We start from the raw sequence: 24,385 nt of genomic DNA, 5'->3' as shown, positions 1-24,385 counted from the left end.
GTACTTCGTATACGGACCAGTTCGCCGGTCGCAATTCCCGTAGTAATCGGATGGTGATTGAAAGCCTGCCTGGCCAGACCGGCATTATGAATGGGTAGCCAAGCACCGGGAGTTCTTGGTCACAGCCTCCTTGGGTGGGCCCATCCAGCAGCCATGTCTCCCATTTACCGGTGATACTGCTGCCCCTGGCCAGCGGCTCTCCACTACGCGTATCGGCTTGAATCCTTGAGGTGAGGCTTTGGCGCTTTAGGGCCGGACGGGCGTCACCGCCTCATTTCCCAGAACCGTAGTCAACATGCTGGTGGTTCCGATCTCACCACACCGTCGTACGAGGGCTATCCGGAAGTGAAGGGCGCGAGGTGCCGCGTGATGCTCTCGCTCGAGGAGGGCTTCGCCCCGCAACTGGTGGACACGCTGCTGGGGCACTTTTCGGTGGTTGAGCCTGTCGAAACCACGACGACGGCACTCGCCGAAGCAGGCTCAGTCGCCTAATCCGGATGGCGGGACCATGGCCTCTACACCCACAGAGCACGCTTCGCGAGACTGGCGGCAGGACCACGGGAAGCAGGGAGGTGGCGGGCCGTGGAGCGCTGGGACTTGGGAATCGCCGGACTGGGACTGCTCGCGGCCATGTCATTGGCCTTCGGCCTGGTGGCTCACTGGATCGTGGGCAGGCGTGTGTCGCGCTGGCTGTGGCTCTATGCGGCGGCCGGGTACTTCTTGGCGGGCATTCTGGTCAGCGAAGTCTGGTTCGGCTGGGCAACGGGGGAGGAGCTCCAGCCGAACATCGACGGCCTGTCCTTCGACGAAGTGCAGCTGGTAACCCTTGCCGGCCTCATCGCAGCCGTAACCGCCAGGATCGTGCTGCGGAAGAGGGTACACACCAAAGACGTGCGGCAGGCCCCACCGCCGGGCACCGCACACTGACCCAGCTGCAGCAAATAAGGAGCTTGCGGCCTTTGCCACGGGCACTGGGCCTAAACGCTCTGGGACCCGGACGCCAGCCGATGCCCTTCGGGCCGTCCCTCGGCGGAGGCCCAGTGCCGGCGCAGCGCCTCCGCCAGCCGCCCGGGCTCCGTCCTGTGCGGCGGGTCGAAGTGGTGGCGCCCGGGGAAGACCTCCAGGTGGAAGTCGGGAAAGAAGACCCGCGCCAGCCTGGCCGCAAGCTCGCCAAAATCATCCGGATGGCTGAGGCCGCCGAGGGCGAAGAACACCGGCTTGCTGAAGGCGGCAAGCCGGAACCTGTCCAGGTGGTAGTCCCTGAAGGTCTGCATGAAGGCCCTGATCCCGGCCGGCCGCTTGGCCATCCACGGCGGTGGGGGAGCCGCCTCGGGCGGCGGCAGGACGACGTCGGGCCTTACCTGCAGCCGCATAAACGCCGGCATGTACTGCTCCGGCGGGAGGGCGTCCAGCTCCCCGAACTTTCTCCAATGCTCCGCGTAGGCGGGGCTCCAATCCCAGTTCCCTGCCCACGCCGGCTCCAGCAGGGCCAGGCTCTGCAGCCGTTCCGGGAGCTGGGCAGCCAACGCCAGGGCCACCGCGCCGCCGCCGGAATAGCCCAGGAGGTGGAAGGTCTCCCAGCCCAGGGCGTCAGCTTCCCTGAGGACTCCATCCACCTCGGTGTCCAGGCTCCACCCCGGTGGCACGTCATCGCCCTTGTACAGCTCCAGCTCCTTGGCAACGGCTTGCACGCCCGGACCCAGCGCCTCAATCAGGCGCTTGTAGGCAAGCTCCGCGGGGAGCACTGAACCAGGAAGCAGGATGACCCGAATCGGTTCCATGCAAGAACCATACGCCGGTGCGGGTGGGGAAGCTGCTGGCCATTTTGAAGGCACGACGGCGGCGCTCGCCTCGGCAGGTTCCGCCGCCTGACGCCGGGCAGCGCCGCATTAATACTGGTCGCGTGGCCGGGTGAACGCGTGCAAGGCAGCGGGGTATGTGGCGCTGTAGGTTCGGGCTGCTTTCAGGACTGGAACTGCTGCATCACCGAAAGATGGCCCGCCTGGGCTGACACCAGGCACTTGGCCAGGTAGAAGGGCCGGTTGCCGTGCCGGACGTACTGCGTCAGCACCAGGACCGGGTCCGACGGGCGGAAGCCCAGCAGCTTCGCGCGGCTGGGACCCACCTGGCTGAGGCTGATTTGGCACTCGCCGGGACCGGCCAACCGGCCCAGCTGGGTGTTGAGCGTGGCAAGCAAGGTGCTGCCGCCGTCGTCCTTGATCTCCAGGGGTGCGGCGGCACCCTTGCCGAAGCTCACCGGCTGGGCAGTGAAGTATTCCTGCAGGTGGGCGATGGCCTCGCCATCCCGAAACAGGACGGATTTCCAGAGCCAGGATTCTGTGCCGGGGTCGACGCCGATGCCGGGGGCGACGAATTCTGACGCGGCCTGGCGGATGGTTTGGGTGCGCTTCACCTCGAGGGTCCGGCCGGGGCCGGCGAGGACCTCCTCGAACGGGCGGATGCGTTCGATGCCGATGCGGGGGAGCGTCTCCGAGACGAAGCGTCCGACGCCGCGCCGCGCCGCGCCCTCACCAGCCCGTCTTCCTCCAGGAGCATGAGGGCTTCGCGGACCACGGTACGGCTGACTTTCATGTCGGCGCCGAGTTCGGTTTCGGTGGGGATCATGGACCCGGGCTTGAGGAGGCCGTTGCGGATGGCCTCGGCGATGTGCGAGTACACGGCAACCCGCAGCGGCGAACCGGGCTGGGCTGCCACCGGCCGGGACAGGAACCGGGCGGCGTCCTGGTGCACCTCTTAGCCGCGCTCTTTGGTGGATTGGTCGGGGGATTCCAGCCTGGAACACGTTGAACCCGTTTGTTGGACAAGCGGCAGCCGGAGGCACTCTTCGCCGTCGCCCTTCCGGCGGTTTCTACTTCGGGGAGGTGGCCTGGCGGGTGCTGTCGCGGACCACAAGGGTGGGTGCGATCGGGGTGCGGTCCACGTCCCGCCCTTCCATGGCACCAAGAAGCACTTCCATGCTCATGAGCGCCAAAGCGGTGAAGTCCTGGCGCACAGTGGTCAGGGGAGGCAGGAAGTAGTCTGAGCCTTCAATGTCGTCGAAACCGACCACGCTCACATCCTCCGGCACCCGGATCCCATGTTCGGCGAAGGCGCGTATCAGGCCTAGAGCGGTGTGGTCGCTGGCGGCGAAGATCGCCTGGGGTACCTTTTTGTCCCTGATGAGCTGGAGTGCAGTCTCGTAAGCCCACCCGGGGCTCCAATCGCCCTCGAGGCAGAGCCCTGGTGTCAGCCCGGCGTCGCGCAGCGCGGCCTCCCACCCGCGTTTGCGCACCCGGCCGTCGAACCACTCCATGGAGCCGGCGAAGTGGGCAATGTCGGTGTGGCCCAGGTCGATCAGGTGCTGGGTGGCCAGCCGCGCGCCCAGTTCCTGGTTCTCCGAATAGGTGAAGACGTTGGGGGTCGATGATGCTCCCGCCGCAATCATCTCCACGGGGATGCGGCATGAAGCGTTCCATACGGCTGCTGCCATGTCCACCACCGGGGCAATGACGATGATTCCGCCAACGCCGTTATCGTCCAGGGTGTCGAGGGCGGTCTGGACCGACTCCTCGTAAGGCCGTTCGACGCTGATGACGGTGGTGGCGTACCCCTTCTTGCGTGCAATGTTTTCGAGTGCCATGAGTGTCCCCACCGGGCCGAACCGCGGGGAGCCGTCGGAAAGTATGCCGATGGAAGTGGACCGGCTGGTGACCAGCGCCGTGGCTGCCCGGTTCCTGCGGTACCCAATGTCCTTGATCACCTGCAGAACCCGCTGCCGCGTTGCCGCGCTCACGTCCGGTGCGTCATTGAGTACCCGCGAAACCGTGCCAAAGGAGACGCCTGCGATGCTGGCCACGTCATTGATGGTGGGCTTCCGGCGCCGTGAGGCACCGGGCAGTTCCTCGGTCGCCTGATGCGGAACAGTTATGCCGGCCACGCTTTCTCCTGTCTTGCACAGCGCAAACGGAACCCCCTTGATCCCGTTTGGTTCCGTGCGCTTTGATCTTACGTCGGTCGGGATTTCCCCGTCCCCAAACCAGCTCTCAATGTGATGCTTGACACGTATCTCCGTAAACGTTTACGATGATGTCCGTAAACGTTTACGGTCACCTCGTAATCGTTTACGGAGAAGATATTTCGATGAAGAAAGGCGCGGGATGACCAGCCGTATAGTGGACGAACTCGCGCTCGAACCGAACTCCGGGCCTCGGGACATCGACCAGAACCAGTGGGCAAATCTCGAAGCGTTCCTGAGGGACACCCCGGCCGGCGACCTGGCACTCGCAGTCCGCACCTTTGTCCCCGCCGGCTCCTCGGCGGCCATCGGAATCTTTGATGAAAACCGTCTCTGGGCAAGCCTGGTGGTCTCCGTCGACAACTCGGGCAAACCCGCATCTGTGTCCACCATCCAACGCCCGGCCGCGGAAGCGGGCGGCGACATGGCGAAGGCGGCCAACGAGGCAGTGAAGTGGGTTCAAGCCCACCACGGTCCGTGTTCCATGGGCTTCTTCGTCGACAAAGTACATGCAGAGGCGCTCCTGAGAGCTTCAGACAAGGCCACTGCCATCCGCACAGCATCGGCCTCCGGCGGCCTCGTCCTGTCCCCGGTTCCGCCGGCCCTGGCCATCGCCCTCGCCTGAATTCCGGGCATCCACACCACCCACCCCAAGCACTGGAGAACAATGATGATCCGCAGGCTTCCCCTTGTGGCCCTTGCCGCAGCCCTGTCCCTTTCCGTCGCTTCCTGCAGCAGCTCCACAACGGGCTCATCGAACGCTCCCGATGCCGGTGTGTCCGTCAAAGCCCAGCAGGCCCTTGACGCCATCAAGGGACAGGTCCTGAGCAAAGGCCCCAATGGCGAGACGCCCTCCCCGGCGTCCACGGCAGACCTGACTCCTGACGAGATTGCCAAGGTCAAGGCGCTCAACGCCAAAGCTGCCATCGTGATGCACTACGGCGGCAACGACTGGGCCACCGCCCAGATCAACGGACTAAAGAGCGAGTTTGAAAAGCTCGGGGTCAAGGTCATTGCCACCACTGACGCGAACTTCAAGCCGGACAAGCAGGTCTCGGACATCGAGACGGTCATGTCGCAGAGCCCGAACATCATGGTCTCCATCCCCACGGATCCCGTGGCTACGGCCTCCGCCTACAAGAAGGTCGCGGATGCCGGAACCAAGCTCGTCTTCATGGACAACATCCCCCAGGGCCTGACGGCCGGCAAGGACTACGTCTCTGTTGTTTCCGCCGACAACTACGGCAACGGCGTGGTCTCGGCCCACCAAATGGCCAAAGCCCTCAGCGGCAAGGGAAAGATCGGCGTCGTCTTCCACCAGGCCGACTTCTTCGTGACCAAGCAGCGCTACCAGGGATTCAAGGAAACGATCACGAAGGAATACCCGGATATCAAGATCGTCGAGGAAAAGGGAATTGCCGGGCCGGACTTCGCCGGTGATGCCCAGGCCGCCGCGAATGCAATGCTCAGCAAGTACGCCGACCTTTCCGGAATCTGGGCGGTCTGGGATGTTCCTGCAGAAGGCGTCATGGCCGCAGCAAGGGCCGCGGGCCGGCCGGACCTGAAGATCGCCACGGAGGACCTCGGCAAGAACGTCGCGATTGCCCTGGCCAAGGACGAACTCGTCGTAGGCCTTGGAGCACAGGTTCCGTTCGACCAGGGTGTCACGGAAGCACGGCTGGCCGCAGGGGCGCTCATCGGCAAGCAGGCGCCCGCCTATGTGGCGCTGAGCGCCCTTCCGGTTGACCACTCCAACGTCCTGGATGCCTGGAAGCAGGTCTACCACGAGGACGCCCCGAAGGACATCCAGGACTCCTACAAGAAGTAGCCAAAACCGGCGGTGCGGGGGTCCCGTCCCCGCACCGCGCCGAAAGGGCAACGATGAATACCGCAGACAATGTCGTCGAGATGCGCTCAATTTCCAAGAGCTTCAACGGCGTTCCCGTATTGAAGGATGTCAGTTTCGACGTCCGCAAGGGTGAAGTCCATGCGCTCGCAGGAGGAAACGGCGCAGGGAAGTCCACACTCATGAAGATCCTCCAGGGCGTCTACCAGGCGGACGCCGGCGAGATCCTCATCGGAGGCAAGCCCACCGCCATCAACACGATCCAGGACGCGAAGGCTGCCGGAATCGGCATGGTCTTCCAGGAGTTCAGCCTGGTACCAAGCCTGACCGTTGCGCAGAACATTTTTCTCGCCGCCGAACCGCGCGGCACTGGCGGGCTCATCGACGACCGTGCCTCGGTGCGCCGGGCCAGGGAAGTGTTCAGTGAGATGGAGGTCGACGTCGACCCACGCGCCGGAGTCGCACGGCTCGGTACCGCTTACTGGCAGCTGACCGAGATCGCCAAGGCACTCGCACAGAATGCCCAGGTGCTCATCATGGATGAGCCCACCGCCAGCCTTGCCCGGCATGAATCCGAAGCACTCTTCGAACTCATTGACCGCCTGAAACAGCGGGGCATCTCCATCATCTACATTTCCCACCGCATGGATGAGGTGTACCGGCTCGCAGACCGGATCACCATCCTCCGCGACGGCCGCCACCTCCTCACCGCGCCACTGACGGATGTCACACCCGAACAGATCGTGGAAGGCATCGTTGGCAAGAAGATCGAGGGCCAGCTCTCCTACCGTGCGCGTGATCATGCGGCCCACGACGGGGCGCCGCTGCTGGAAGTCCGCGGGCTGAATGCGGGGCAACGGGTCCGGGACGTTTCGTTCACACTCCGGCCCGGTGAAATCCTCGGCCTCGCCGGCCTGATGGGCAGCGGGCGGACCGAGCTCGCCCGTGCCCTGTTTGGCATTGACAAGCTGGACAGCGGCGAAATCCTCCTGCGGGGCAAGAAGGTCAACCTCGGCTCGCCCCAGCAGGCCATCAACGCCGGAGTGGCCCTCATCCCGGAGGACCGCAGGGCCCAAGGCCTTGTCCTGGAGCACTCCGTCCAGGACAACCTGCTGCTTCCCCTCCTCGGCCAGATCCAGCGGGGACCCCTCCTGGACGGTGCAAAGGGGAAGGAATTGTCCTCGTCACTGATCAAAAGGTTCGCAGTAAAGGTGGCACATCCCCACCGGCCGGTGCGGCTTCTCTCGGGCGGCAACCAGCAGAAAGTGGTCATCGCCAAGTGGCTGGGCACGGATCCGGACATCCTGATCCTTGACGAGCCAACGGCCGGGGTGGACATCGGCACCAAAAGCGAAATTCTCGACATGATCCGGGAGCTTGCCAGTGCCGGCAAGGGCGTCATCGTCATCTCCTCCGAATACCCGGAACTACTCGCGGTCAGCGACCGCGTCCTCGTCCTCAAGGACGGCTCCATCATCCGCGACATCCCCCGCAGCGAGATCGCTGACGAGGAATATCTCCAACTTGCAGTACAGGGAGTCTGAAAGTGAGCAAAGTAAACACCATGGCGGCCCGGGACACCGCGGCCCCCCGAAATTTCGGCACCATCCTCAAGGACCTCGACTGGCGGCGCTACGTCATCTACATCGGCTTCGTCGTTGTGTTCCTCTTCTTCGCGGTTCTCCTCCGCGACCAGGGCTTCCTGTCGCCGAACAACCTCCTGAACATCTTCCGGCAGACCGCCACGATCACCGTCATCGCCGTCGGCATGACATACGTGATCGCCTGCGCCGAGATCGACCTCAGCGTCGGATCCGTGGCCGGACTCTCCAGCGTGTGCACTGCGATGGCTCTTTCGCAGTGGGGCCTGGTCCCCGGCATCCTCGCCGGCCTCGCCGTCGGGCTCGTCGTCGGATCGATCAACGGTGCCCTGGTCAGCCTCCTGGGCATCCCATCGTTCCTGGTGACACTCGGCATGCTGGGAATCGCCGTCGGCGTCGCCCAGTGGATCACGGCATCGGCGCCCCAGCCCATCCTGAACGACACGTTCAACACGGTGTTTGGTTCCGGCAACTTCGGTCCAGTCCCGGGCCTGGTGGTCTGGAGTGCCATCTTCGTGGCCATCGGCGCCGTCGTGCTGAACCGCACCAGGTTCGGACGCCAAGTTCTGGCCACAGGAGGCAACCGCAACGCCGCAGAGTTCACCGGAATCAATACCAAGCGCATCAAGTTCCAGGTCCTCCTGATCTCGGGCATGGTTGCAAGCGTTGCCGGCATGCTCTATGCCGGCCGGCTCCAGTCCGGACGGTTCCAGTGGGGCGCGGGCGACGAACTCTCCGCCATCGCCGCCGTCATCCTGGGCGGAACCAGCCTCTTCGGCGGGTTCGGTTCCATCATTGGCACGCTCTTCGGCGCCCTGCTGATCGGCCTGATCAACAACGGGCTGATCCTGGCCGGGCTCGACAGCAGCCAGCAGCAGGTGGTCCGCGGCGCGATCATCATCCTGGCCGTCGCCCTCGCCCGAAAGAAGTAGCCGCCGTGACCTTCCAACTTCGCGCAGGAATTATCGGCACAGGATTCATGGGCTCTGTCCACGCCCACGCGGTACGGGCAGCAGGCGGGGTGGTCACCGCAGTCGCCGGGAGCAGCCAGGCGTCAGCCGAAGCAGCAGCCTCCGTGCTCGGCGCCCACACTGCCGCCGAATCCGCTGAAGCGCTGATCTCACGAGCAGACGTGGACGTCATCCACATCTGCACGCCGAACGCGACGCACGCCTACCTGGCACGCAAGGCCATCGCAGCAGGGAAACCGGTGGTCTGCGAGAAACCCCTCGCCACCAGCGTTGAGGACGCCCGCGAACTGACGGAGCTCGCCGAGCGGGCAGGCGTGGTCACCGGCGTACCCTTCGTGTACCGGTTCTATCCGGCCGTCCGCGAAGCCCGCGACCGTATCCTCCGCGGAGACGCCGGCCTCCTCTGGATGCTGCACGGTTCTTACCTGCAGGATTGGCTGGTTGGCGCGGAAGCCACGAACTGGCGGGTGGATTCAAAGCTCGGGGGAGCCTCCAGGGCGTTCGGTGACATCGGCGTGCACTGGTGCGACCTGATGGAGTTCACCACCGGACACAGAATCACCAGGCTTGTGGCGAAGACCAGCAGGGCCTACGACGAACGGGAAAGCGGCGGCCAGCTGTCCTCCGTGGCTACCGAGGACGGCGCCACGCTCCTGTTCGAGACGGACAAGGGCGCCACCGGATCCCTGGTGGTCAGCCAAGTCAGTCCCGGCAGGAAAAACCGCCTCTGGTTCTCCTTTGACGGAACCGAAGCGTCATTCAGCTTCAACCAGGAGCGACCGGACACCCTGCACGTGGGCAGCACCGAGTCCAGCTCCGAAATCGCCGTCGGCCCCCAAACACTGACAACTCCGGGCGGCCGGAGGTACAGCAAACTCCCACCGGGCCATCCCCAGGGGTATCAGGACAGCTTCAACTCCTTCGTCGCCGACGTATACGCAGCTGTTCAGGGGCAAACACCAGAAGGCCTGCCCACCTTCCGGGACGGCCTGCGTGCAGCCCTCATTACTGATGCGGTCGTCACCTCCGCTGCACAACAGTCATGGGTTGATGTTCCCGGCCCCGACGCCCCATTCGAATTACTCCAGTCTTCCTCAGCACTTGAAAGGCAGAAGCAATGAAACTTGGTTACTGTTCCATAACCTGGGGTGGCGTCGTTGGCCACGCGCAGGGCGTGACAAGCGTGAAGGACCTCTTCTATATGACCCACGGGTCCATGCGGGAAGCAGTCCAGGACATCGCATCCGTCGGCTACCAGGGTGTTGAAATGTTTGACGGCAACCTCGCGGAATATGCGGAGAAGCCCGAAGAACTTAAGGAAATCCTGGCCACTGCCGGCGTGGAACTGACAAGCGTTTACACCGGCGCGAACTTCATTTACGCCGACATACTCCCGGACGAAATGCACCGTATCCACCGCGCCGCCGAGTTGGCGGCGAGCTTCGGCGCGGAACGGCTCGTGGTGGGTGGCGGAGCACGCCGCGCCGCCGGCACCACCGACGCGGACTACCTCCGGCTCGGAGAAGCTCTGGACAAGGTAACGGACATCGCGGAAGGCTTCGGGTTGTCCGCAAGCTACCACCCGCACCTGAGCACCATCGTGGAAAGCCCGGAGGAACTGGACAGGCTCATGCCGCTCACCCGAATCGGCTTTTGCCCGGACACCGCCCACCTTGCGGCCGGCGGAGCAGACCCGGCCGCAGTCATCCGGAAATACGCCGACAGGATCCAGCACGTCCACCTGAAGGACTTCCAGCAGGACCCCTTCAATTTCCTCCCTCTGGGGCAGGGCGAGCTCGACTTCCCGGACATCATCGCCGCCATCCGGGAAAGCGGATACGACAGCTGGCTCATGGTCGAACTCGACAACTACGACGGTGACCCACGGGAAGCCGCAGCCCTCAGCAAGAAGTACCTGGAAAACCTCCTCTCCCACTAATCAGTCAACCGCAGGGACTGCCACCGACGGCAACCCCCTGCCTTCCGGAAGGAACAAGATCCACATGCAAAACCTCAACGTCGGCCTCATCGGAGGCGGCTTCATGGGCAAGGCCCACTCGTTGGCTTACGCCGCCATGCCCATGTTCTTCTGGCCCGCACCGGCACTCCCGGTCCGCAAAGTCATCGCTGAAGCCAACCCGGACCTCGCCGCCGAAGCGGCCCGCCGCTTCGGGTTCGAGAAATCCACCGCGGACTGGCGCAGCATCATTGACGATCCGGACATCCACGTCGTCGACATCGCCACCCCCAACCACCTTCACGCCGAAATTGCCATCGCCGCCGCCGAAGCAGGCAAGCACATCATCTGCGAAAAGCCCCTGGCGCGTACGGGTGAAGAATCAAAAGCCATGTACGACGCTGTCAAAGACAAGAACATCGTCCACATGGTCGCCTTCAACTACAGGCGCACCCCCGCAGTTGCCCTGGCAAAGAAATACATCGAGGAAGGGGCAATCGGACAAATTCTCAACTTCCGTGGCACCTACCTGCAGGACTGGAGCGCCGACCCTAACTCCCCGCTGTCCTGGCGCTTCCAGAAATCCATTGCAGGTTCCGGCGCCCTCGGGGACATCGCAACGCACGTCATCGACATGGCAAGGTACCTGGTCGGCGAATTCAGCGCCGTCAACGCCCTCATGTCCACCTGGATCCCCGAGCGGCCGCTGCAAACCGGTGGCGCCGACGCGCTCGGCACGGTACGGGGCGGAGAAGGCCCCCGTGGGCAGGTCGACGTGGACGACGAAGTCATGACCATGATCCGCTTTGCCAACGGTGCCGTGGGTTCCGTGGAAGCAACACGCAACGCCCACGGAAGGAACAACTTCATCACCTTCGAAATCCACGGAACCGAAGGAAGCATCGTATTCAACTACGAGCGGCGCGATGAACTGCAGGTTTGCTTCGCTTCCGATCCCGGTGACCGCAGGGGATTCCGCACCGTTTACACCGGGCCCACGCACCCCTACGGAGAAGCACTCTGGCCCATCCCTGCCCTCGGCATCGGGTACGGCGAAACAAAGATCATCGAGGCCTATGACTTCTTCAAGGCCATCGCAGAAGGCGGCAGCGTAAGCCCTAACTTCGCAGACGGCTACCAGGTGGCCCTCATCGACGACGCCATCGTCGAGTCCGCTGCAAAAGAAGCCTGGGTCGAGGTCCCGCAAATCGACGCCTGACCCAACGGGAGGGGCGGTGTTCCTGCCGCCTCTCTCGCAGGGGCAGGAACATCCTGAGGAGGTTAGAGTGCCGCACAATGCTGTCAGCCACGAAGAAGCGCAGGTCTGGCTTATGCCAGTGTTCACCGCACGGGCGGGCTCCGAAGCTGCGCTCCACGACGCACTCGTGGGGTTACAGTCTGCGAGTCGAAAAGACGCCGGATGCCTGGAATACACCGTCTTCTCCGACGGCCAAAGGCCAGATACGTTCATCCTCTTTGAGGGATGGGCCAGCCACGAGGACCTGCAGGCCCACAACGACGAAGACCACGTGAAGGTATTCGTGGAAGGGGTGCAGTCCCTGCTGGTTGAACCGTTCTCCGTAACTCCCATCACGCCTCTGGCCTGATAGACGGGCAAAGGGATGGACGACGGCGGAACCCGCGGGTTCCGCCGTCGTCCGTCCCTTCCTTCCTGCCGGAGCGCCGTTATAGTGTCATGGCGTGATCGAGCCCAGTACTCACCAGGACGCCGTGGCGGTGGCGGAGCACTACGACGACCTCGATCCGATTTATCGGCGGGTCTGGGGCGACCATGTCCACCACGGCCTCTGGGCCACGGGCCGCGAGACACCCGGTGAAGCCGTCGAGGCGCTGGTCGATGCCGTCGGAGACCGGCTGAACCTCATGCCCGGCCAGCTGTGCGTGGACATCGGCTGCGGCTACGGCTCCGCCGCGAGGCGGCTCGCGGCGACACGAGGGGTCCGCGTCGTGGGCCTCACCCTGTCTGCCGAGCAGGCCCGCTACGCCGCCGTGCATCCTGTTCCGGACGTGGACATCCAGATCGGCGACTGGCTCACCAACGGGCTGCCGGGCGCCTCGGCCGACGCCGCGTGGGCGATCGAGTCGAGCGAGCACATGGTGGACAAGTCCAGGTTCTTCGACGAGGCGCACCGGGTCCTGGTGCCGGGCGGCCGCTTCGTCATCTGCGCATGGCTCGCCGGGACCGACGCCGGCCTGTGGAAGGTCCGCCACTTGCTCCAGCCGATCTGCCGCGAAGGGCGCCTGCCTTCGATGGGCACGCGCGAGGACTATGAGGCGATGGCAAACGCGGCGGGCTTCACGGTGGCCGGCTACGAGGACGTCAGCCGACGCGTGGCCCGGACATGGATGATCTGCGCTGGCCGCCTCGTGAAGGCCATGCTCCTCGATTCCGAGACACGCCGCCTTGCGGTTGGTGCACGCCATCGTGGCGCCATCCTCAGCATTCCCCGTCTGATCCTGGCCTACCGCACCGGTGCGATGCGCTACGGAATTTTCACGCTGACGAAGGCTGTAGAGACCGCCACTTAGGGGAGCGGCTGACGTTCGCCGACACTGATGGAGGGCGACGACGGCAGGTCGTGACGCCGTCGTCATTCCACCGGGCGCTGCTCCTTCGCGGGGATGCTGGCGCCACTTGGCGCCGGGCTTGTCGAATAGACGTACGTCACTATCAGGTGCAAGGGTGGTCGGATGGATGCCGACATCAACTTCTACTTTGACCCCACGTGCCCCTTCGCCTGGATGACCAGCAAATGGGTGCGGCAGGTGCAGGCGCAGCGCGACTACACGGTTGACTGGCGGTTCATCTCATTGCGGCTGATCAACTCCAACGTGGACTACGACGCTCACTTTCCGCCGGAGTACGAGGCAGGCCACACCGCCGGGCTCCGGCTGCTGCGGATGGCGGCCCGGGCGCGCGCCGAGCATGGCCGCGAGTCAATAGCCAAGCTCTATGAGGCCTTCGGCAAACACATCTTCGACACCGCACCGGATCCGGCCGAACAGCGCACCGAGGGCGAAATCCGTGAGCGGCGCGGGACACGTGAGTTCGTGGAGCCTATCCTCGCCGACGCGGGCTTGCCCCTGGCACTGGCGGACGCTATCGACGACGAGTCCTGGGACGGCGAGATCCGCCAGGAGACGGATGAGGCGCTGGCGCTGACGGGCAAGGATGTGGGCACGCCCATCATCCACTTTGAGCCTCCGGCCGGGGTGGCCTTCTTCGGCCCTGTGATCAGCCGGCTGCCGGACGACGATTCGGCTGCCGAGCTGTGGGACCACGTGGTGGGGCTGGCGCGGTTCGCCGGTTTTGCCGAACTCAAGCGGAGCCTGCGTGAGCAGCCCCAGCTTGCTGCCTTCGGTGTCGATGCCGATACCGTCGGCCAGCAGGAGGACTGGCACGGCGGCAGCCGGCGGCAGAAGAAATGACGTCAGTAGAGGATGGATCGATGAAGACAAGCACGCGCCAACACCAGGAATCCGTCACGGTCCAGGCCTCAGCCGAGACGCTCTATGACCTGGTCTCCGACGTCACCCGCACCGGCGAGTGGAGCCCGGTCTGTACGTCGTGCTGGTGGGACGACGAGGCCAGCGCGGGCCAGGCCGGCGCCTGGTTCACCGGCCGCAACGAGATCCCGGGGCGGACCTGGGAGACCCGGTCGCAGGTGGTGGCTGCCGAGCGTGCCCGCGAGTTCGTATGGGTGGTGGGTGGCCGCTTTGTCCGCTGGGGCTTCACAATGACCCCGGCAGATAACGGGACGACGCTGACCGAGTCGTGGGAATTCCTGCCCGAGGGGATCGCAATGTTCAGGGAGAAATACGGCGACGATGCCGACGCCCAAATCACCGAGCGCACCCAACAGGCCCTCGACGGCATCCCGAAAACGCTCGCCGCGATCAAACGGATCGCTGAATCCGTACCCGCCGACGGGGACGTGCGCGCCTAGGCGAGTCCCGCCGTCGTCCGCCCCGGTGATTGGACGCGCCGTTCGGCGGCCCCGAAGCAGGCCTGACTTTTGGCCCTTGTCTGTGCCCCGGCGAAGGTTCATTACTGATGGAGGAGTGGAACCCGCCGCCCCATTGACGCCCTGAGGGAGAAAGACCATGTTCGCCAGAATCAGCACCTACAAGACCGGCCCCGATACCCGCACGGATAACCCCACCGACGTCGTGGTCAACAGCGTTCTCGAGCTTCCGGGATGCAAGGGCGTCTACTACCTGAACGGGACGGAGACGGACAACGCCATCTCCATCACGCTCTGGGATACCGAGGACGCGATGCTGGCAAGCCGGCAGGCGGCCACCAGGATCCGGGAGGAGAGCAGCCAGGCGGACGGGACCCAGATCGTCTCGGTGGAGGAGTTCGAAGTGATGGCCAGCAGCCTTAAGGATTAAGCCGCCGTCGTTCGCCTTTGTTCCCCTCTGACCGCTACGCCGTGTTCCGCCCGCCGCTGAGGTCCAGCACCTGCCCGGTGGTGTAGCTCGCCTCCGGGGACAGCAGCCAGGCGGCAAGCGACGCGAACTCCGCCGGTTCGCCCACCCTGCCCATCGGCACCCTGGCGAGTAGCTCGGCGTTGCGCTCCGGCGAAAGGTCCTCCAGGAGGCGTGTCCGGAACATCGACGGCGCTACCGAATTCACCGTGACTCCGTCCGGCGCGGCTTCCTTGGCGGCCGTCTTCACCAGCGCCACCACGGCCGCCTTGGACGCCGAATACGCAGCCATGTTGGCGTTGCCCTCACGCGCGGCGATGGAAGCCAGCACGGCGATGCGGCCGTAGCCGGCGCCCCGCATGACGGGAAGGAGCGCGGCAAGGCCGTGGAAGCACCCGTCCAGGTTGATGGCGAACGTCCGCGACCAACCCGCAAACGGCATGTCCTGCACCGCGGTTTCAGGGCCCTGCACCCCATGGGCGAAGAGCGCCCCGTCGATGCGGCCGTGCTGCTTCAGCACCCCGGCCAGCACCGCATCCCACTCCTGGCGTTGCGTGACATCCAGGCGCAGGGACGTTCCGGGCGCTTCTCCGTTGCCCGTGCCGAGTGCGTCGGTGTTGACCACCGTTGCCCCCTCGGCCCGGAGGCGGTCGCTTGCGGCGGACCCCAGGCCTCCGGCCGCCCCGGTCACCAGGACCACCTGGCCCTGGAAGCGGCAGGGCCAAACCGGCGTGGGCTGGGCCGTTTCGCTAGCGCGGGTCATCGGAGCTCCTGCGTCATGGCGGGACTGGACGCGGCAGCCGCCGTGAGCGGTGCAAGGGTTTGCGCCAGGTGCTCGCCGACGGCGAAAGCCCGGGTGATCGCCGAGCCGAGGGTGGCCCCGCCGCCGGGGTAGTTGTTGCGGAAGACGCTGGCGGAGACGTTGCCGGCGGCGTAGAGCCGGGGGATCGGCTGGCAGTGGCGGTCCAGGACCCTTCCATTGAGGTCGGTGTCCAGGCCGCCGGAGGTGCCCAGGGTCCCGGCCGACACCGGCACCGCAAAGAACGGTCCCGCAGTGAGCGGCGCCAGGCAGGGGTTGGGGGTCACTCCGGCGTCGCCCAGGAAGCGGTCCTGCGGGGTGGAGCCGCGGTGGAACTCGGTGTCGACGCCGGCGGCTGCGTCGGTGTTGAACCTGGCCACAGTCTGTTCCAGCCCCGCCGGATCGATGCCGGTCTTTCCGGCCAGTTCCCGGAGCGTGTCCGCCTGCACCATCCAGTCCGCGGGCTTCCCGGGCGTGGAGCCGGCCACCGGGTACTTCTCCATGTAGGTGGAGTCGAAGACGAGCCAGGCCGGGTTGTTCTGCTGGCCCAGGGAGTGCGGGTCGATGGACGCGAACAACCGGGAGGCGTCATGGTAGTTCAGGGCCTCGTTGACGAAGCGCTTCCCTGCGGCGTTGACCGTGATGGACCCGGGCAGCGTCATTTCCACGTTGCCCATCCGTCCGGACTGGATACCGTCGTACCGGTGCGCCGGGGTGCTGATGACCGGCACGCCCCAGACCGCGGTCATGTCCGCCACGGCGGCGCCGGCCTTGAGGCCCAGTTCCAGCCCGTCGCCCTCGTTGGAGGGCGCGCTGATGGGGGTGATGGGGAAAGGCAGGAATGCCTTCCGCAGGCGCGGGTTCCATTCGAATCCGCCGGAGGCAAGCACGACGGCGGCCGCTTCCATCGTCCTGCTGCCTCCGCCCGCGCCGATGGTCACCTTCCAGCCGTTGCCGGGGCCGCCGTCGGGCCCGTTGCGCAGCGGGAGCAGGTCCTGGAGCGGCGCCGACGCGGCGATGTGCACGCCGCGGTCCAGTGCGCTCGCGAGAAGCCTGCCCACCAACGCCCCGCCCATGGTCCGCACACCGGCGGCGGCCCGGCGCGCCAGGAGCGCGGGGTCGGCCGCCCGGCCGTTCAGTTCATCCCGTTCAGCCATGGTCAGCAGCGGAAAGTACGAGGACGGGCGGACCAGCTCCGCCAGGCCGGGATAGCCCGCGGGGTCGAACGAATCATTGTCCAGGCCCCTGCCACCATCAGTGGCCCCGGCCCACTCCATGTGGTAATCCGGCCGGGCGATCGGCGTCATGGACACCCTGGTGTTGTTGACCAGATATTCGACGGCGCGCGGGGCCGTGCTGACGTACCATTCAATGTCCTGATCCGTCAGCACGCCCCGGCCCGCCTCGGTGAGGTAGGCGACGGCGCCGGCATGGCTGTCAGCGAACCCCGCCTTCCGGGCCAGATGGTTGTTCGGTGCCCACATCACGCCGCCGCCGGCTGCCGTGGTGCCGCCCAGTTGCGGGGCCTTTTCGACCACCAGGACGCTGAAGCCGGCGTCGGCGGCGCGTACCGCTGCCACCAGCCCCGCGGCACCGCTGCCCGCCACCACTACGTCGTAGGAGCCGGCCAGATTCTCCACGGGAGTGGTCACGGAGTTCATGCCGTGACTGCTTCCCGGGCATTGGCGGCCGCTCCGGCAGCCTGCGCAGCGGGCATGTCGATGACGATTTTGCCCACTTTTTCGGTCCGGTTGCCCATCAGCGCGTAGGCCTTCGGCAGCTCCCTGAAGCCAAAGCGGTGCGTCATGAGCGCCCGCGCCTGGCCGGGGTGCCGGGCCAGCAGTGCCAACCCGTCGGGAATCAGGTTCAGGCTGTTGCGGCTGCCCAGAATGTCGAGCTCTTTGAAGGGGATGTCTTTCATGGAAAGCGTGACAGCGCGCGGCGAGATGCCCACCTGGACAATGCGGCCGGCGCTGGCCACGAGCCGGATGGCGTTTTGGAGCGAGGACGGAACGCCTGTGGCCTCGATGACCAGGATGGGGCCGTTGCCTTCCGTCAGGGCATCCAGCCGCGCGCTTTGCCCGGCGTCGGGAAAGGGTCCCGAGGGATCCACCAGGAGGGTGTCGGCGGCACCGAAGGCAGTGGCGAGCTCCAAACGGTCCGGTTCCGTGTCGGCGGCAATGACCTGCACTCCCAGGTCGGTCAGGTACAAGGTGGCAAGCAGTCCGATGGGTCCGCAGCCCAGCACCAGCGCAGTTTCCCCGGCCGTTGCCCGGCCGCGGTTCACGGCCTGCATGGCGATCGACGCCGGTTCCCCCATCGCGGCGATCTCCAGCGGCAGCCCGTCGGGCACAGGGCACAGCTTTTCCACGGGGACGCTGAGCAGTTCCACCAGGGCGCCGTCCGAGTAGCAGCCGATGCAGCCGATGCTGCGGCAGACGTTGGGCCGGCCCAGCTTGCACGGCTGGCATTGCCCGCAGGACGTCACGGGGCTGACGGCCACCGGGTCGCCGACGCTGATGTTGGCGCTGTTGTCCCCGATGACCTCCACGACGCCGGAGAATTCGTGGCCCTGCACGATGGGCAGCTCGGTGGGGTAGTCGTCCTCCCAGATGTGCAGGTCCGTCCCGCAGAGGGCGACATGGTGGACTCGGACCAAGGCATGGCCTGCTTCCAGGGAGGGCTCGGCCACTTCCTCGTAGCGGATGGTTTCCTTGGCGATGGTGCGTGCGGTCAGCATCTGTCCCTACTTCCCGTCCGCGCCGAAAAAGATGTTCCACTGCCGGATGCTGCGTTCTTCGACCAGGTTGTTCCGGAAGAAGGGGTCCTGGTCCATCAGGGCCTCAACATCGGCCTTGGACTCACCTTCAATGACCAACAGCGCGCCAGGTGCCTCCTCCGGGCCGAACGGGCCGCTCTTGAGGAGCCGGCCACCGTCGAACTGCGACTGGAGGAACTCCACGTGGCTGGGACGGTGCGTGTCGCGGGCAGCGGCAGTCCCGTTCGCGTAGGAGTAGGTGACGGCAAAAGTGGCCATGGAAAGTTCCTCTTCATTGAGTCGGGAGGTGTGCCGGCTTGTCGGGCCGGTCCGGGTGATTCCATGGTGCTGACCCGATTGAGACAAGTCCAATACTTATTCAGTCAATGACTATGTGCAGGAACTGCATAGTCGGGGGCCCTGTGCGAGAAGAGTTCCTGGGCCCCGGGCCGGGCTTTAGGCTGAGGGCGTGGGGAGGACTTCCTCCGCCACCTGCAGCGCCAGCTTAAGGGCAGGGGAGACGAGGACTGGATTCCAGGCAATGCCGGATTCCAGCCGCGGCGCATTGCCCGAGAGCGGAATGAACACCGTGCCGCCGGGCATGATCGCGGCGACCGACCGGGGCATGAGGCTTACCCCCACGCCGCCGGCCACCAGGGACAATGCGGTGTAGGGATCCGACACTTCCTGCGCCACGCGCGTGCGGAAGCCTGCAGCGGTGCACGCGGAAAAGATGGCCTCCCGGAGGGTGGACCCTTGGGCCTCGGGCATGGTGACGAAGCCGTCCGCGGCCAGTTCGTGCAACGCGATGGTGGACCGCCCGGCCAGCGGGTGGTCCACCGGGACAGTGGCTCCCAGCGGTTCCACCGCGATGCGCCGGGTGGCAAGGGACGGCGCGTCCACCGGCAGGCCGATGAAGGCCAGGTCCATCGAGCCGTTGTGCAGGTGGCCGAGGGCGTCCTGCGTCAGCAGTCCACCGCTGAGGGTGAGGTCCAGTCCGGGGTAGCGCTGGCGCAGGGCGCGGGTCAGCGGCGGCAACGTGGTGTGGTTGAGCGCGCCTGAGAACCCGATGGCCAGGCGGCCGTAAACCGTCCCCGTGTCAGCGGTTGCGGCCCGCCGGGCGAGGTCCAGCTCCTCGAGGATCTTCCGGGCGTGGGGCAGGAAGGACAGTCCTGCCGTGGTCAGCGAAACGGCCCGGGTGTTGCGCTCGAACAGCTCCGCACCCAGGCTCTTTTCCAGCTTCTTGATGGTCTGGCTCAGCGGTGACTGTGCCATGCGCAGGCGGCTGGCCGCCCGGCCGAAGTGAAGCTCTTCGGCGACCGCCAGGAATGCCTCAATCTGCCGCAGTTCCATGTGCCTCCCGGTGGGCCGAGCTCCTGGCCCGATTGAGCGCTGATTCAACCTAGTTGCCCCGTTACTATAATCCCAGTGCACTTGATGCACTCCCATGGATCCGGGTTGCCAGCCACAGGCAGGCTGCCAGCAAGGGGCGCGTAGATGACCGAAATCCGGTGGCTTGAAGCCTTCGTCGCGGTAGCCGAGGAACTCCACTTCGGCCGCGCGGCACTCCGCCTCCATACCTCACAGTCCCCGCTGAGCCAGACAATCCGGAAGCTCGAGAACGACCTGGGCACCCGCCTATTCGAGCGGAACACCAGGAGCGTCGCGCTCACACCGGCCGGCCACGCCCTCCTTCCGCGGGCCTACCGCGTGCTCCAGGACATGCGCCTGGCGCGCGAGGCCGCCCTGGCTGAAGTGGAGGGTGTCCGCGGAAAGATCCTGATCGGATTCTCCGGGGCCGTGAACCATTTGACCCTGCCGCCGCTCACGCGCGCAGTGCGGCGGCGCCACCCCGACATTGAACTGGACCTCACCAGCAGGGTGCGCACCAGGGACGGCCTGGCAAGCGTTGCCAACGGAACCCTTGACCTGGCCTTCGTCGGCGTTGCCGAATCCCCGGATCCGTCAGTAGTGGCCCGGCTTGTTGCACGGGAAGAAATCGGGGCAGTGCTTCCGCTGGACCATCCCTTGGCCCGGGAGAAGTCGATACAGTTGCAGAGCCTGTCGGGCGACGACTTCATTTCGCCGCCCACGGACGGCTCGTCCTCCATGACGGAAGTGCTGCTGGCGTCCTGCATGGCGGCGGGGTTCCGGCCGCGCATCGTCCAGGAGTTGTCGGACCCGTACATGGTGCTGACGTTCGTGGCGGCTGGGGTCGGAGTCACCTTGATGAGCAGCGGAATCTCGAGCATCATTCCTTCCGGCGCAACCTACGTGCCGCTGGACGCTCCGCACCACTACATGAACCACGCCATTGCCTGGTCCGCCGACAATGACTCGGCCGTGCTGAAAGCCGTGCTCGACGTCGTCGAGGAGGTCTTTCCGCCCGTCACAGCCTGACCGAATATAGATCGATCACAGCATAGTGCTAGATCAATTTAGTCGTGGACTAACTAAGTGACGGCACCCACACTGGATGGAGAAGCCGCCCCATGCGGCCACCCGGTTGCAGCGCACGCACAGCCTGCACAACCGTTCCAGTCCATGAAGGGAAGACCATGTCAGTGTCGACATCGGTGCCAGCACACCCAAAGAACAATGCCAAGATCGCAGCCGTCTCCGGATTCGTCGGCAGCGCGCTCGAATACTACGATTTCTTCATTTTCGGCTCGGCCGCAGCCCTGATCTTCGGGAAGCTCTTCTTCGCACCCGGCCCGTCCGCCATGCTGCTGTCCTTCGCCACGGTCGGTGTGGCGTACGTCGCCCGCCCGCTGGGCGCCGTCATCTGCGGACACCTGGGCGACAAGTTCGGCCGCAAGAAGGTCCTCCTGCTCACGCTCCTGCTGATGGGAACCTCCACCTTCCTGATCGGCTGCCTGCCCACGTTCAACCAGATCGGCATGACGGCGCCAGTCCTCATCGTGGCGCTGCGGCTCCTCCAGGGGCTGTCCGCCGGCGGCGAATCGCCGGGCTCGAGCTCCCTGACCCTCGAGCACGCCCCCGACGGGAAACGGGCCTTCTACACCAGCTGGACCATGAGCGGGATCATGTTCGGCATCGTGCTCTCCACCCTTGTCTTCATTCCCGTGGCCTCCATGCCGGAGGAGCAGCTCCTGGCCTGGGGCTGGCGGATCCCGTTCCTGGCCAGCGCCGTGGTCACCGTCATCGCGTTCGTGCTCCGCAGGCTCCTCGAGGAGCCCGAGGTATTCAAGGAAGTCAAGGCCCACGATGAAGTGGTCAAGGTACCGCTGGTTACGCTCTTTCGGCACCACTGGGTAACCGTCCTCCGCGTCACCGCAATGTCGCTGTTCACCATCATCAACACCATCATCAACGTCTTCGCCCTCAGCTACGCCACCTCCGTCGTCGGGGTGGAAAAGGGCCTGATGCTGACCGTGATCGCCGTGGCCAACCTCGCCGCCGTGGGCATGGGCCCGCTGGCAGGCATCCTCTCCGACCGCATCGGCCGCAAGCCCGTCTTCCTGTCCGGACTGGTGCTGCAGATGGCCATGATCTTCGTGTTCTTCGCGGCGCTGACGGCCGCGAACGTACCCCTGATCTTCCTCACCGGCATCGCCCTGATCGGCCTTGCCTACACCGCAACCAACGCCATCTACCCCGCCTACTTCCCGGAGCAGTTCCCGGTGAAGGTCCGCTACTCCGGGATGGCCGTGAGCCTGATGTTCGGCCTCCTCCTGGCGGGCTTCGCCCCGGTGATTTCCGAGCTGCTGATCGGCGGCGACAAGGCCAACTGGGTTCCGGTCGCCATCTTCGCCGCAGCAGCCTGCGCCGTCTCCGCCATCGCGGCGCTCACCGCACCCGAGACGGCCAGGACTCCCACGCCGTTGCTGGGACTGAAAGCGGCCGGCTCCCGGCACCACGCGCCGTCGGCCTTGGCAGCAGACAAGGTGCAGGCGTGATGCTGCAAACCCTGACGGGTCCGCAGCCGCTCCAGCCGCGTAAACCCGATGTCCACCACCGGTTCGTCGTGGGGCTGCTCGGCGCCGGCATCGTCGGCTCACTCACCCCCGGCCTGCATGAAGCGGAAGCGGACAGGCTGGGCCTGGCCTACACCTACCGCATCATCGACCTGGACGCCCTGGGCGGGCAGCCCGGAAGGTCCGCGGAGCTGGTCAGGAGCGCAGCGGAGCTCGGATACGACGGGCTCAACGTCACCCACCCGAGCAAGCAGCTGGTGCAGGACGGCCTGGACGAGCTCTCGCCCGATGCCCGCATCCTCGGCGCCGTGAACACCATCACCTTTCACGGCAGCAGGGCAGTGGGCCACAACACCGACCACACCGGCTTCATCGGCGGCTTTCGTGCCGGGCTCCCCTCGGCGCCCATCAACTCCGTCGTGCAGGTCGGCGCCGGGGGTGCCGGGGCGGCCGTGGCCTACGCCCTCCTCAACGCCGGTGCAGGCCACTTGGTGATCGCGGACATCGAAGCTGACCGGGCCGAACGCCTCGCCGCCCGGCTGGCCCCTCACTTTCCCAACAGCGACGTGGCGGCGGCCCGCACCGATGCCATCGCCGGAACCATCCGCACCGCGGACGGCCTGGTCAACACCACGCCCATCGGCATGACCGGCCATCCCGGGATCCCGGTGGATCCCCACCTGCTTCACGCGGGGCTGTGGGTGGCGGACGTCATCTACCGTCCGCTCGAGACCGCGCTGGTCACGGCCGCCCGGGAGAAGGGCTGCGCGGTCCTGGACGGCGGACGGATGGTGGTGGGGCAGGCCGCCGCGGCATTCGAACTCTTTACCGGCATCCCCGCGGACCCGGGCCACATGCTGGCCACCTTCCACCAGGCAGCATCCGCCTCCCACTCCGACCAGAAAGATGGCATTCGTCGATGACCACCCCCTCACCCGCCACCTCCCGCCCGCTGCGCGTTGGAATCGCCGGATGCGGAGCGATCTCCCACAACCACCTGACCGCATTCCGTTCCCTCGACGGCGTGGAGATCGTTGGCGTCTGCGACATCGACCCCCACCGTGCAGAGGCAACGGCACGGGAGTGGGGGATTCCCCACGCCGCGGGCACCGTGGATGCGCTGCTGGCACTGGATCTGGATATCGCCTCCGTCTGCACGCCGCACCCCACCCATGAAGAGGTGGTGCTGCAGGCGGCCGCAGCGGGAGTGCACGTGCTCTGCGAGAAGCCGATCGCCGTCGAGCTGGCATCCGCGGAGCGCATGGTGCAGGCCTGCGACGAAGCGGGAGTGAAGCTGGGCGTCCTCTTCCAGCGGCGGTTCTGGCCGGCAGCCCAGCGCATCCGCGCCGCAATCGACGACGGGACCCTGGGCCGGCCCATCCTGGGCCAGTGCTCGGTGATGCTGCACCGCGACCCGGAGTACTACTCCCGGGACGCCTGGCGCGGGACCTGGGCGAACGACGGCGGCGGGGTCCTGATGACCCAGGCCATCCACTACATCGACCTGCTGCAGTGGTTCATGGGCGATGTTGCCGAGGTGTACGGCAAGATCAACACCTACAAACACGGCGGGCACATCGAGGTGGAGGACTCGGCGACAGCAGTCATCACCTTCACCTCCGGCGCCATGGCCACGCTGGAAGCGTCGACGGCGGTGTCCCCGAGTTTGGGCGTCCAGATCCGAATCACGGGGGAGACAGGTGCCTCCGCCTCGCTGAGCGAATTCCCGGAAGGCAGCGACGGCCGCGTGGACTTGTGGGCAGTCGGCGGCACCGTCAGCACGGAGCCCGCCCACCCGGAAGGAATGGAGCCAAACGTCCCCCTGGCCACCATCAACGGCCAGCTCATTCCGCACCACACCACCCAGGTCCGGGACTTTGTACGGGCCCTGCGTGAAGGCGGCGAACCGGCCATCACCGGCCGCGATGCCACCCAGGCGCTGCGGATCCTGCTGGCGGTCTACGAATCATCCCGGACAGGCAGCGCGGTCCGCTTCACCCCGCTGCCCGAAAGCGCACAATCCCCCGCACAGGTTGGGGGCTAAGGAA

At 65.8% G+C, this 24,385-nt stretch carries 27 protein-coding genes; 18 read left to right on the top strand and 9 right to left on the bottom strand.

Annotation, left to right across the window (positions count from 1 at the left end; genetic code table 11):
• The first annotated feature begins 369 nt into the window (after window positions 1-369).
• Together PUN51_RS15060 and PUN51_RS15055 are read left to right on the top strand one after the other, a co-directional pair.
• On the top strand, window positions 370-492 hold the full coding sequence (locus PUN51_RS15060) for a hypothetical protein (RefSeq protein ID WP_275181510.1): 123 nt from the start codon (window positions 370-372) through the stop codon (window positions 490-492).
• A gap of 90 nt (window positions 493-582) precedes the next feature.
• The gene (locus PUN51_RS15055) at window positions 583-927 is read left to right on the top strand and encodes a hypothetical protein (RefSeq protein ID WP_275181509.1); all 345 of its coding nucleotides are present in this window, start codon (window positions 583-585) and stop codon (window positions 925-927) included.
• Between the two features lie 50 nt (window positions 928-977).
• On the opposite strand, the gene PUN51_RS15050 is transcribed toward PUN51_RS15055, so the two are convergent.
• The 4 genes from PUN51_RS15050 to PUN51_RS15035 all read right to left on the bottom strand — a co-directional run bounded on the left by PUN51_RS15050 (window position 978) and on the right by PUN51_RS15035 (window position 3,937).
• Window positions 978-1,781 carry an alpha/beta fold hydrolase gene (locus PUN51_RS15050; protein ID WP_275181508.1) on the bottom strand — a complete coding sequence of 268 codons (804 nt, stop codon included), beginning with the start codon at window positions 1,779-1,781 and terminating at the stop codon, window positions 978-980.
• A 182-nt stretch (window positions 1,782-1,963) separates the two neighbouring features.
• Complete coding sequence (locus PUN51_RS15045) at window positions 1,964-2,413, bottom strand: UTRA domain-containing protein (RefSeq protein ID WP_275181507.1); 450 nt, start codon at window positions 2,411-2,413, stop codon at window positions 1,964-1,966.
• The gene (locus tag PUN51_RS20760) at window positions 2,410-2,751 is read right to left on the bottom strand and encodes a winged helix-turn-helix domain-containing protein (RefSeq protein ID WP_275181506.1); all 342 of its coding nucleotides are present in this window, start codon (window positions 2,749-2,751) and stop codon (window positions 2,410-2,412) included. The genes PUN51_RS15045 and PUN51_RS20760 overlap by 4 nt, the downstream gene beginning before the upstream one ends.
• A 118-nt stretch (window positions 2,752-2,869) precedes the next feature.
• Window positions 2,870-3,937 carry a LacI family DNA-binding transcriptional regulator gene (locus PUN51_RS15035; RefSeq protein WP_275181505.1) on the bottom strand — a complete coding sequence of 356 codons (1,068 nt, stop codon included), beginning with the start codon at window positions 3,935-3,937 and terminating at the stop codon, window positions 2,870-2,872.
• Window positions 3,938-4,157: 220 nt separating this feature from the next.
• Here PUN51_RS15035 and PUN51_RS15030 point away from each other — a divergent pair, with 220 nt between their 5' ends.
• From PUN51_RS15030 to PUN51_RS14975, 12 genes are all read left to right on the top strand, one after another.
• Window positions 4,158-4,640 (top strand): hypothetical protein, encoded by a 483-nt coding sequence (locus PUN51_RS15030; protein ID WP_275181504.1) that lies wholly within the window; start codon window positions 4,158-4,160, stop codon window positions 4,638-4,640.
• Window positions 4,641-4,682: 42 nt separating this feature from the next.
• Complete coding sequence (locus PUN51_RS15025; protein WP_275181503.1) at window positions 4,683-5,843, top strand: substrate-binding domain-containing protein; 1,161 nt, start codon at window positions 4,683-4,685, stop codon at window positions 5,841-5,843.
• 53 nt (window positions 5,844-5,896) lie between these two features.
• Window positions 5,897-7,405 carry a sugar ABC transporter ATP-binding protein gene (locus PUN51_RS15020; RefSeq protein WP_275181502.1) on the top strand — a complete coding sequence of 503 codons (1,509 nt, stop codon included), beginning with the start codon at window positions 5,897-5,899 and terminating at the stop codon, window positions 7,403-7,405.
• Between the two features lie 2 nt (window positions 7,406-7,407).
• Window positions 7,408-8,394: an ABC transporter permease gene (locus tag PUN51_RS15015; RefSeq protein ID WP_275181501.1), complete on the top strand. Its 987-nt coding sequence runs from the start codon at window positions 7,408-7,410 to the stop codon at window positions 8,392-8,394.
• A gap of 5 nt (window positions 8,395-8,399) precedes the next feature.
• A complete protein-coding gene (locus tag PUN51_RS15010) occupies window positions 8,400-9,554 on the top strand; it encodes a Gfo/Idh/MocA family protein (RefSeq protein ID WP_275181500.1) in 1,155 nt (384 codons plus the stop codon).
• On the top strand, window positions 9,551-10,372 hold the full coding sequence (locus tag PUN51_RS15005; protein WP_275181499.1) for a sugar phosphate isomerase/epimerase family protein: 822 nt from the start codon (window positions 9,551-9,553) through the stop codon (window positions 10,370-10,372). Before PUN51_RS15010 ends, PUN51_RS15005 begins: the two co-directional genes overlap by 4 nt.
• 64 nt (window positions 10,373-10,436) lie before the next feature.
• Complete coding sequence (locus tag PUN51_RS15000; RefSeq protein ID WP_275181498.1) at window positions 10,437-11,609, top strand: Gfo/Idh/MocA family protein; 1,173 nt, start codon at window positions 10,437-10,439, stop codon at window positions 11,607-11,609.
• Window positions 11,610-11,676: 67 nt separating this feature from the next.
• Window positions 11,677-11,997, top strand: coding sequence for a putative quinol monooxygenase (locus tag PUN51_RS14995; RefSeq protein WP_275181497.1), 321 nt, complete (start codon window positions 11,677-11,679; stop codon window positions 11,995-11,997).
• A gap of 94 nt (window positions 11,998-12,091) precedes the next feature.
• On the top strand, window positions 12,092-12,940 hold the full coding sequence (locus tag PUN51_RS14990) for a class I SAM-dependent methyltransferase (protein ID WP_275181496.1): 849 nt from the start codon (window positions 12,092-12,094) through the stop codon (window positions 12,938-12,940).
• 162 nt (window positions 12,941-13,102) lie between these two features.
• Entirely contained in the window at window positions 13,103-13,840 is a 738-nt protein-coding gene (locus PUN51_RS14985; protein ID WP_275181495.1) for a mycothiol-dependent nitroreductase Rv2466c family protein, read from the top strand.
• 20 nt (window positions 13,841-13,860) lie between these two features.
• Window positions 13,861-14,358, top strand: a complete 498-nt coding sequence (locus PUN51_RS14980; RefSeq protein WP_275181494.1) for an SRPBCC family protein — start codon at window positions 13,861-13,863, stop codon at window positions 14,356-14,358.
• Window positions 14,359-14,515: 157 nt separating this feature from the next.
• Window positions 14,516-14,806, top strand: coding sequence for a hypothetical protein (locus PUN51_RS14975; protein WP_275181493.1), 291 nt, complete (start codon window positions 14,516-14,518; stop codon window positions 14,804-14,806).
• A gap of 34 nt (window positions 14,807-14,840) precedes the next feature.
• Here PUN51_RS14975 and PUN51_RS14970 read toward each other — a convergent pair whose 3' ends face one another.
• The 5 genes from PUN51_RS14970 to PUN51_RS14950 all read right to left on the bottom strand — a co-directional run bounded on the left by PUN51_RS14970 (window position 14,841) and on the right by PUN51_RS14950 (window position 19,752).
• Window positions 14,841-15,605: an SDR family NAD(P)-dependent oxidoreductase gene (locus tag PUN51_RS14970; protein WP_275181492.1), complete on the bottom strand. Its 765-nt coding sequence runs from the start codon at window positions 15,603-15,605 to the stop codon at window positions 14,841-14,843.
• Window positions 15,602-17,302: an FAD-dependent oxidoreductase gene (locus tag PUN51_RS14965; RefSeq protein WP_275181491.1), complete on the bottom strand. Its 1,701-nt coding sequence runs from the start codon at window positions 17,300-17,302 to the stop codon at window positions 15,602-15,604. The genes PUN51_RS14970 and PUN51_RS14965 overlap by 4 nt, the downstream gene beginning before the upstream one ends.
• A complete protein-coding gene (locus tag PUN51_RS14960) occupies window positions 17,299-18,381 on the bottom strand; it encodes an alcohol dehydrogenase catalytic domain-containing protein (protein ID WP_275181490.1) in 1,083 nt (360 codons plus the stop codon). Before PUN51_RS14960 ends, PUN51_RS14965 begins: the two co-directional genes overlap by 4 nt.
• Before the next feature lie 6 nt (window positions 18,382-18,387).
• Window positions 18,388-18,678, bottom strand: a complete 291-nt coding sequence (locus tag PUN51_RS14955; RefSeq protein ID WP_224025327.1) for a YciI family protein — start codon at window positions 18,676-18,678, stop codon at window positions 18,388-18,390.
• Between the two features lie 177 nt (window positions 18,679-18,855).
• Window positions 18,856-19,752, bottom strand: coding sequence for a LysR family transcriptional regulator (locus PUN51_RS14950; protein WP_275181489.1), 897 nt, complete (start codon window positions 19,750-19,752; stop codon window positions 18,856-18,858).
• Between the two features lie 144 nt (window positions 19,753-19,896).
• Between PUN51_RS14950 and PUN51_RS14945 the strand changes: the two genes are divergently transcribed.
• The 4 genes from PUN51_RS14945 (at window position 19,897) to PUN51_RS14930 (ending at window position 24,381) form a co-directional block, all read left to right on the top strand.
• Window positions 19,897-20,799: a LysR substrate-binding domain-containing protein gene (locus PUN51_RS14945; protein ID WP_275181488.1), complete on the top strand. Its 903-nt coding sequence runs from the start codon at window positions 19,897-19,899 to the stop codon at window positions 20,797-20,799.
• A gap of 158 nt (window positions 20,800-20,957) precedes the next feature.
• On the top strand, window positions 20,958-22,319 hold the full coding sequence (locus PUN51_RS14940) for an MFS transporter (RefSeq protein WP_275181487.1): 1,362 nt from the start codon (window positions 20,958-20,960) through the stop codon (window positions 22,317-22,319).
• Window positions 22,319-23,260, top strand: coding sequence for a shikimate dehydrogenase (locus tag PUN51_RS14935; RefSeq protein WP_275181641.1), 942 nt, complete (start codon window positions 22,319-22,321; stop codon window positions 23,258-23,260). Before PUN51_RS14940 ends, PUN51_RS14935 begins: the two co-directional genes overlap by 1 nt.
• Window positions 23,257-24,381: a Gfo/Idh/MocA family protein gene (locus PUN51_RS14930; RefSeq protein WP_275181486.1), complete on the top strand. Its 1,125-nt coding sequence runs from the start codon at window positions 23,257-23,259 to the stop codon at window positions 24,379-24,381. Before PUN51_RS14935 ends, PUN51_RS14930 begins: the two co-directional genes overlap by 4 nt.
• Window positions 24,382-24,385: the final 4 nt, after the last annotated feature.

It is taken from the genome of Arthrobacter sp. NQ4 (assembly GCF_029077345.1).
GTDB lineage: Bacteria > Actinomycetota > Actinomycetes > Actinomycetales > Micrococcaceae > Arthrobacter.
Note: the sequence above shows the minus strand (reverse complement) of the source record. Positions and strands in the feature narration are given on the sequence as shown.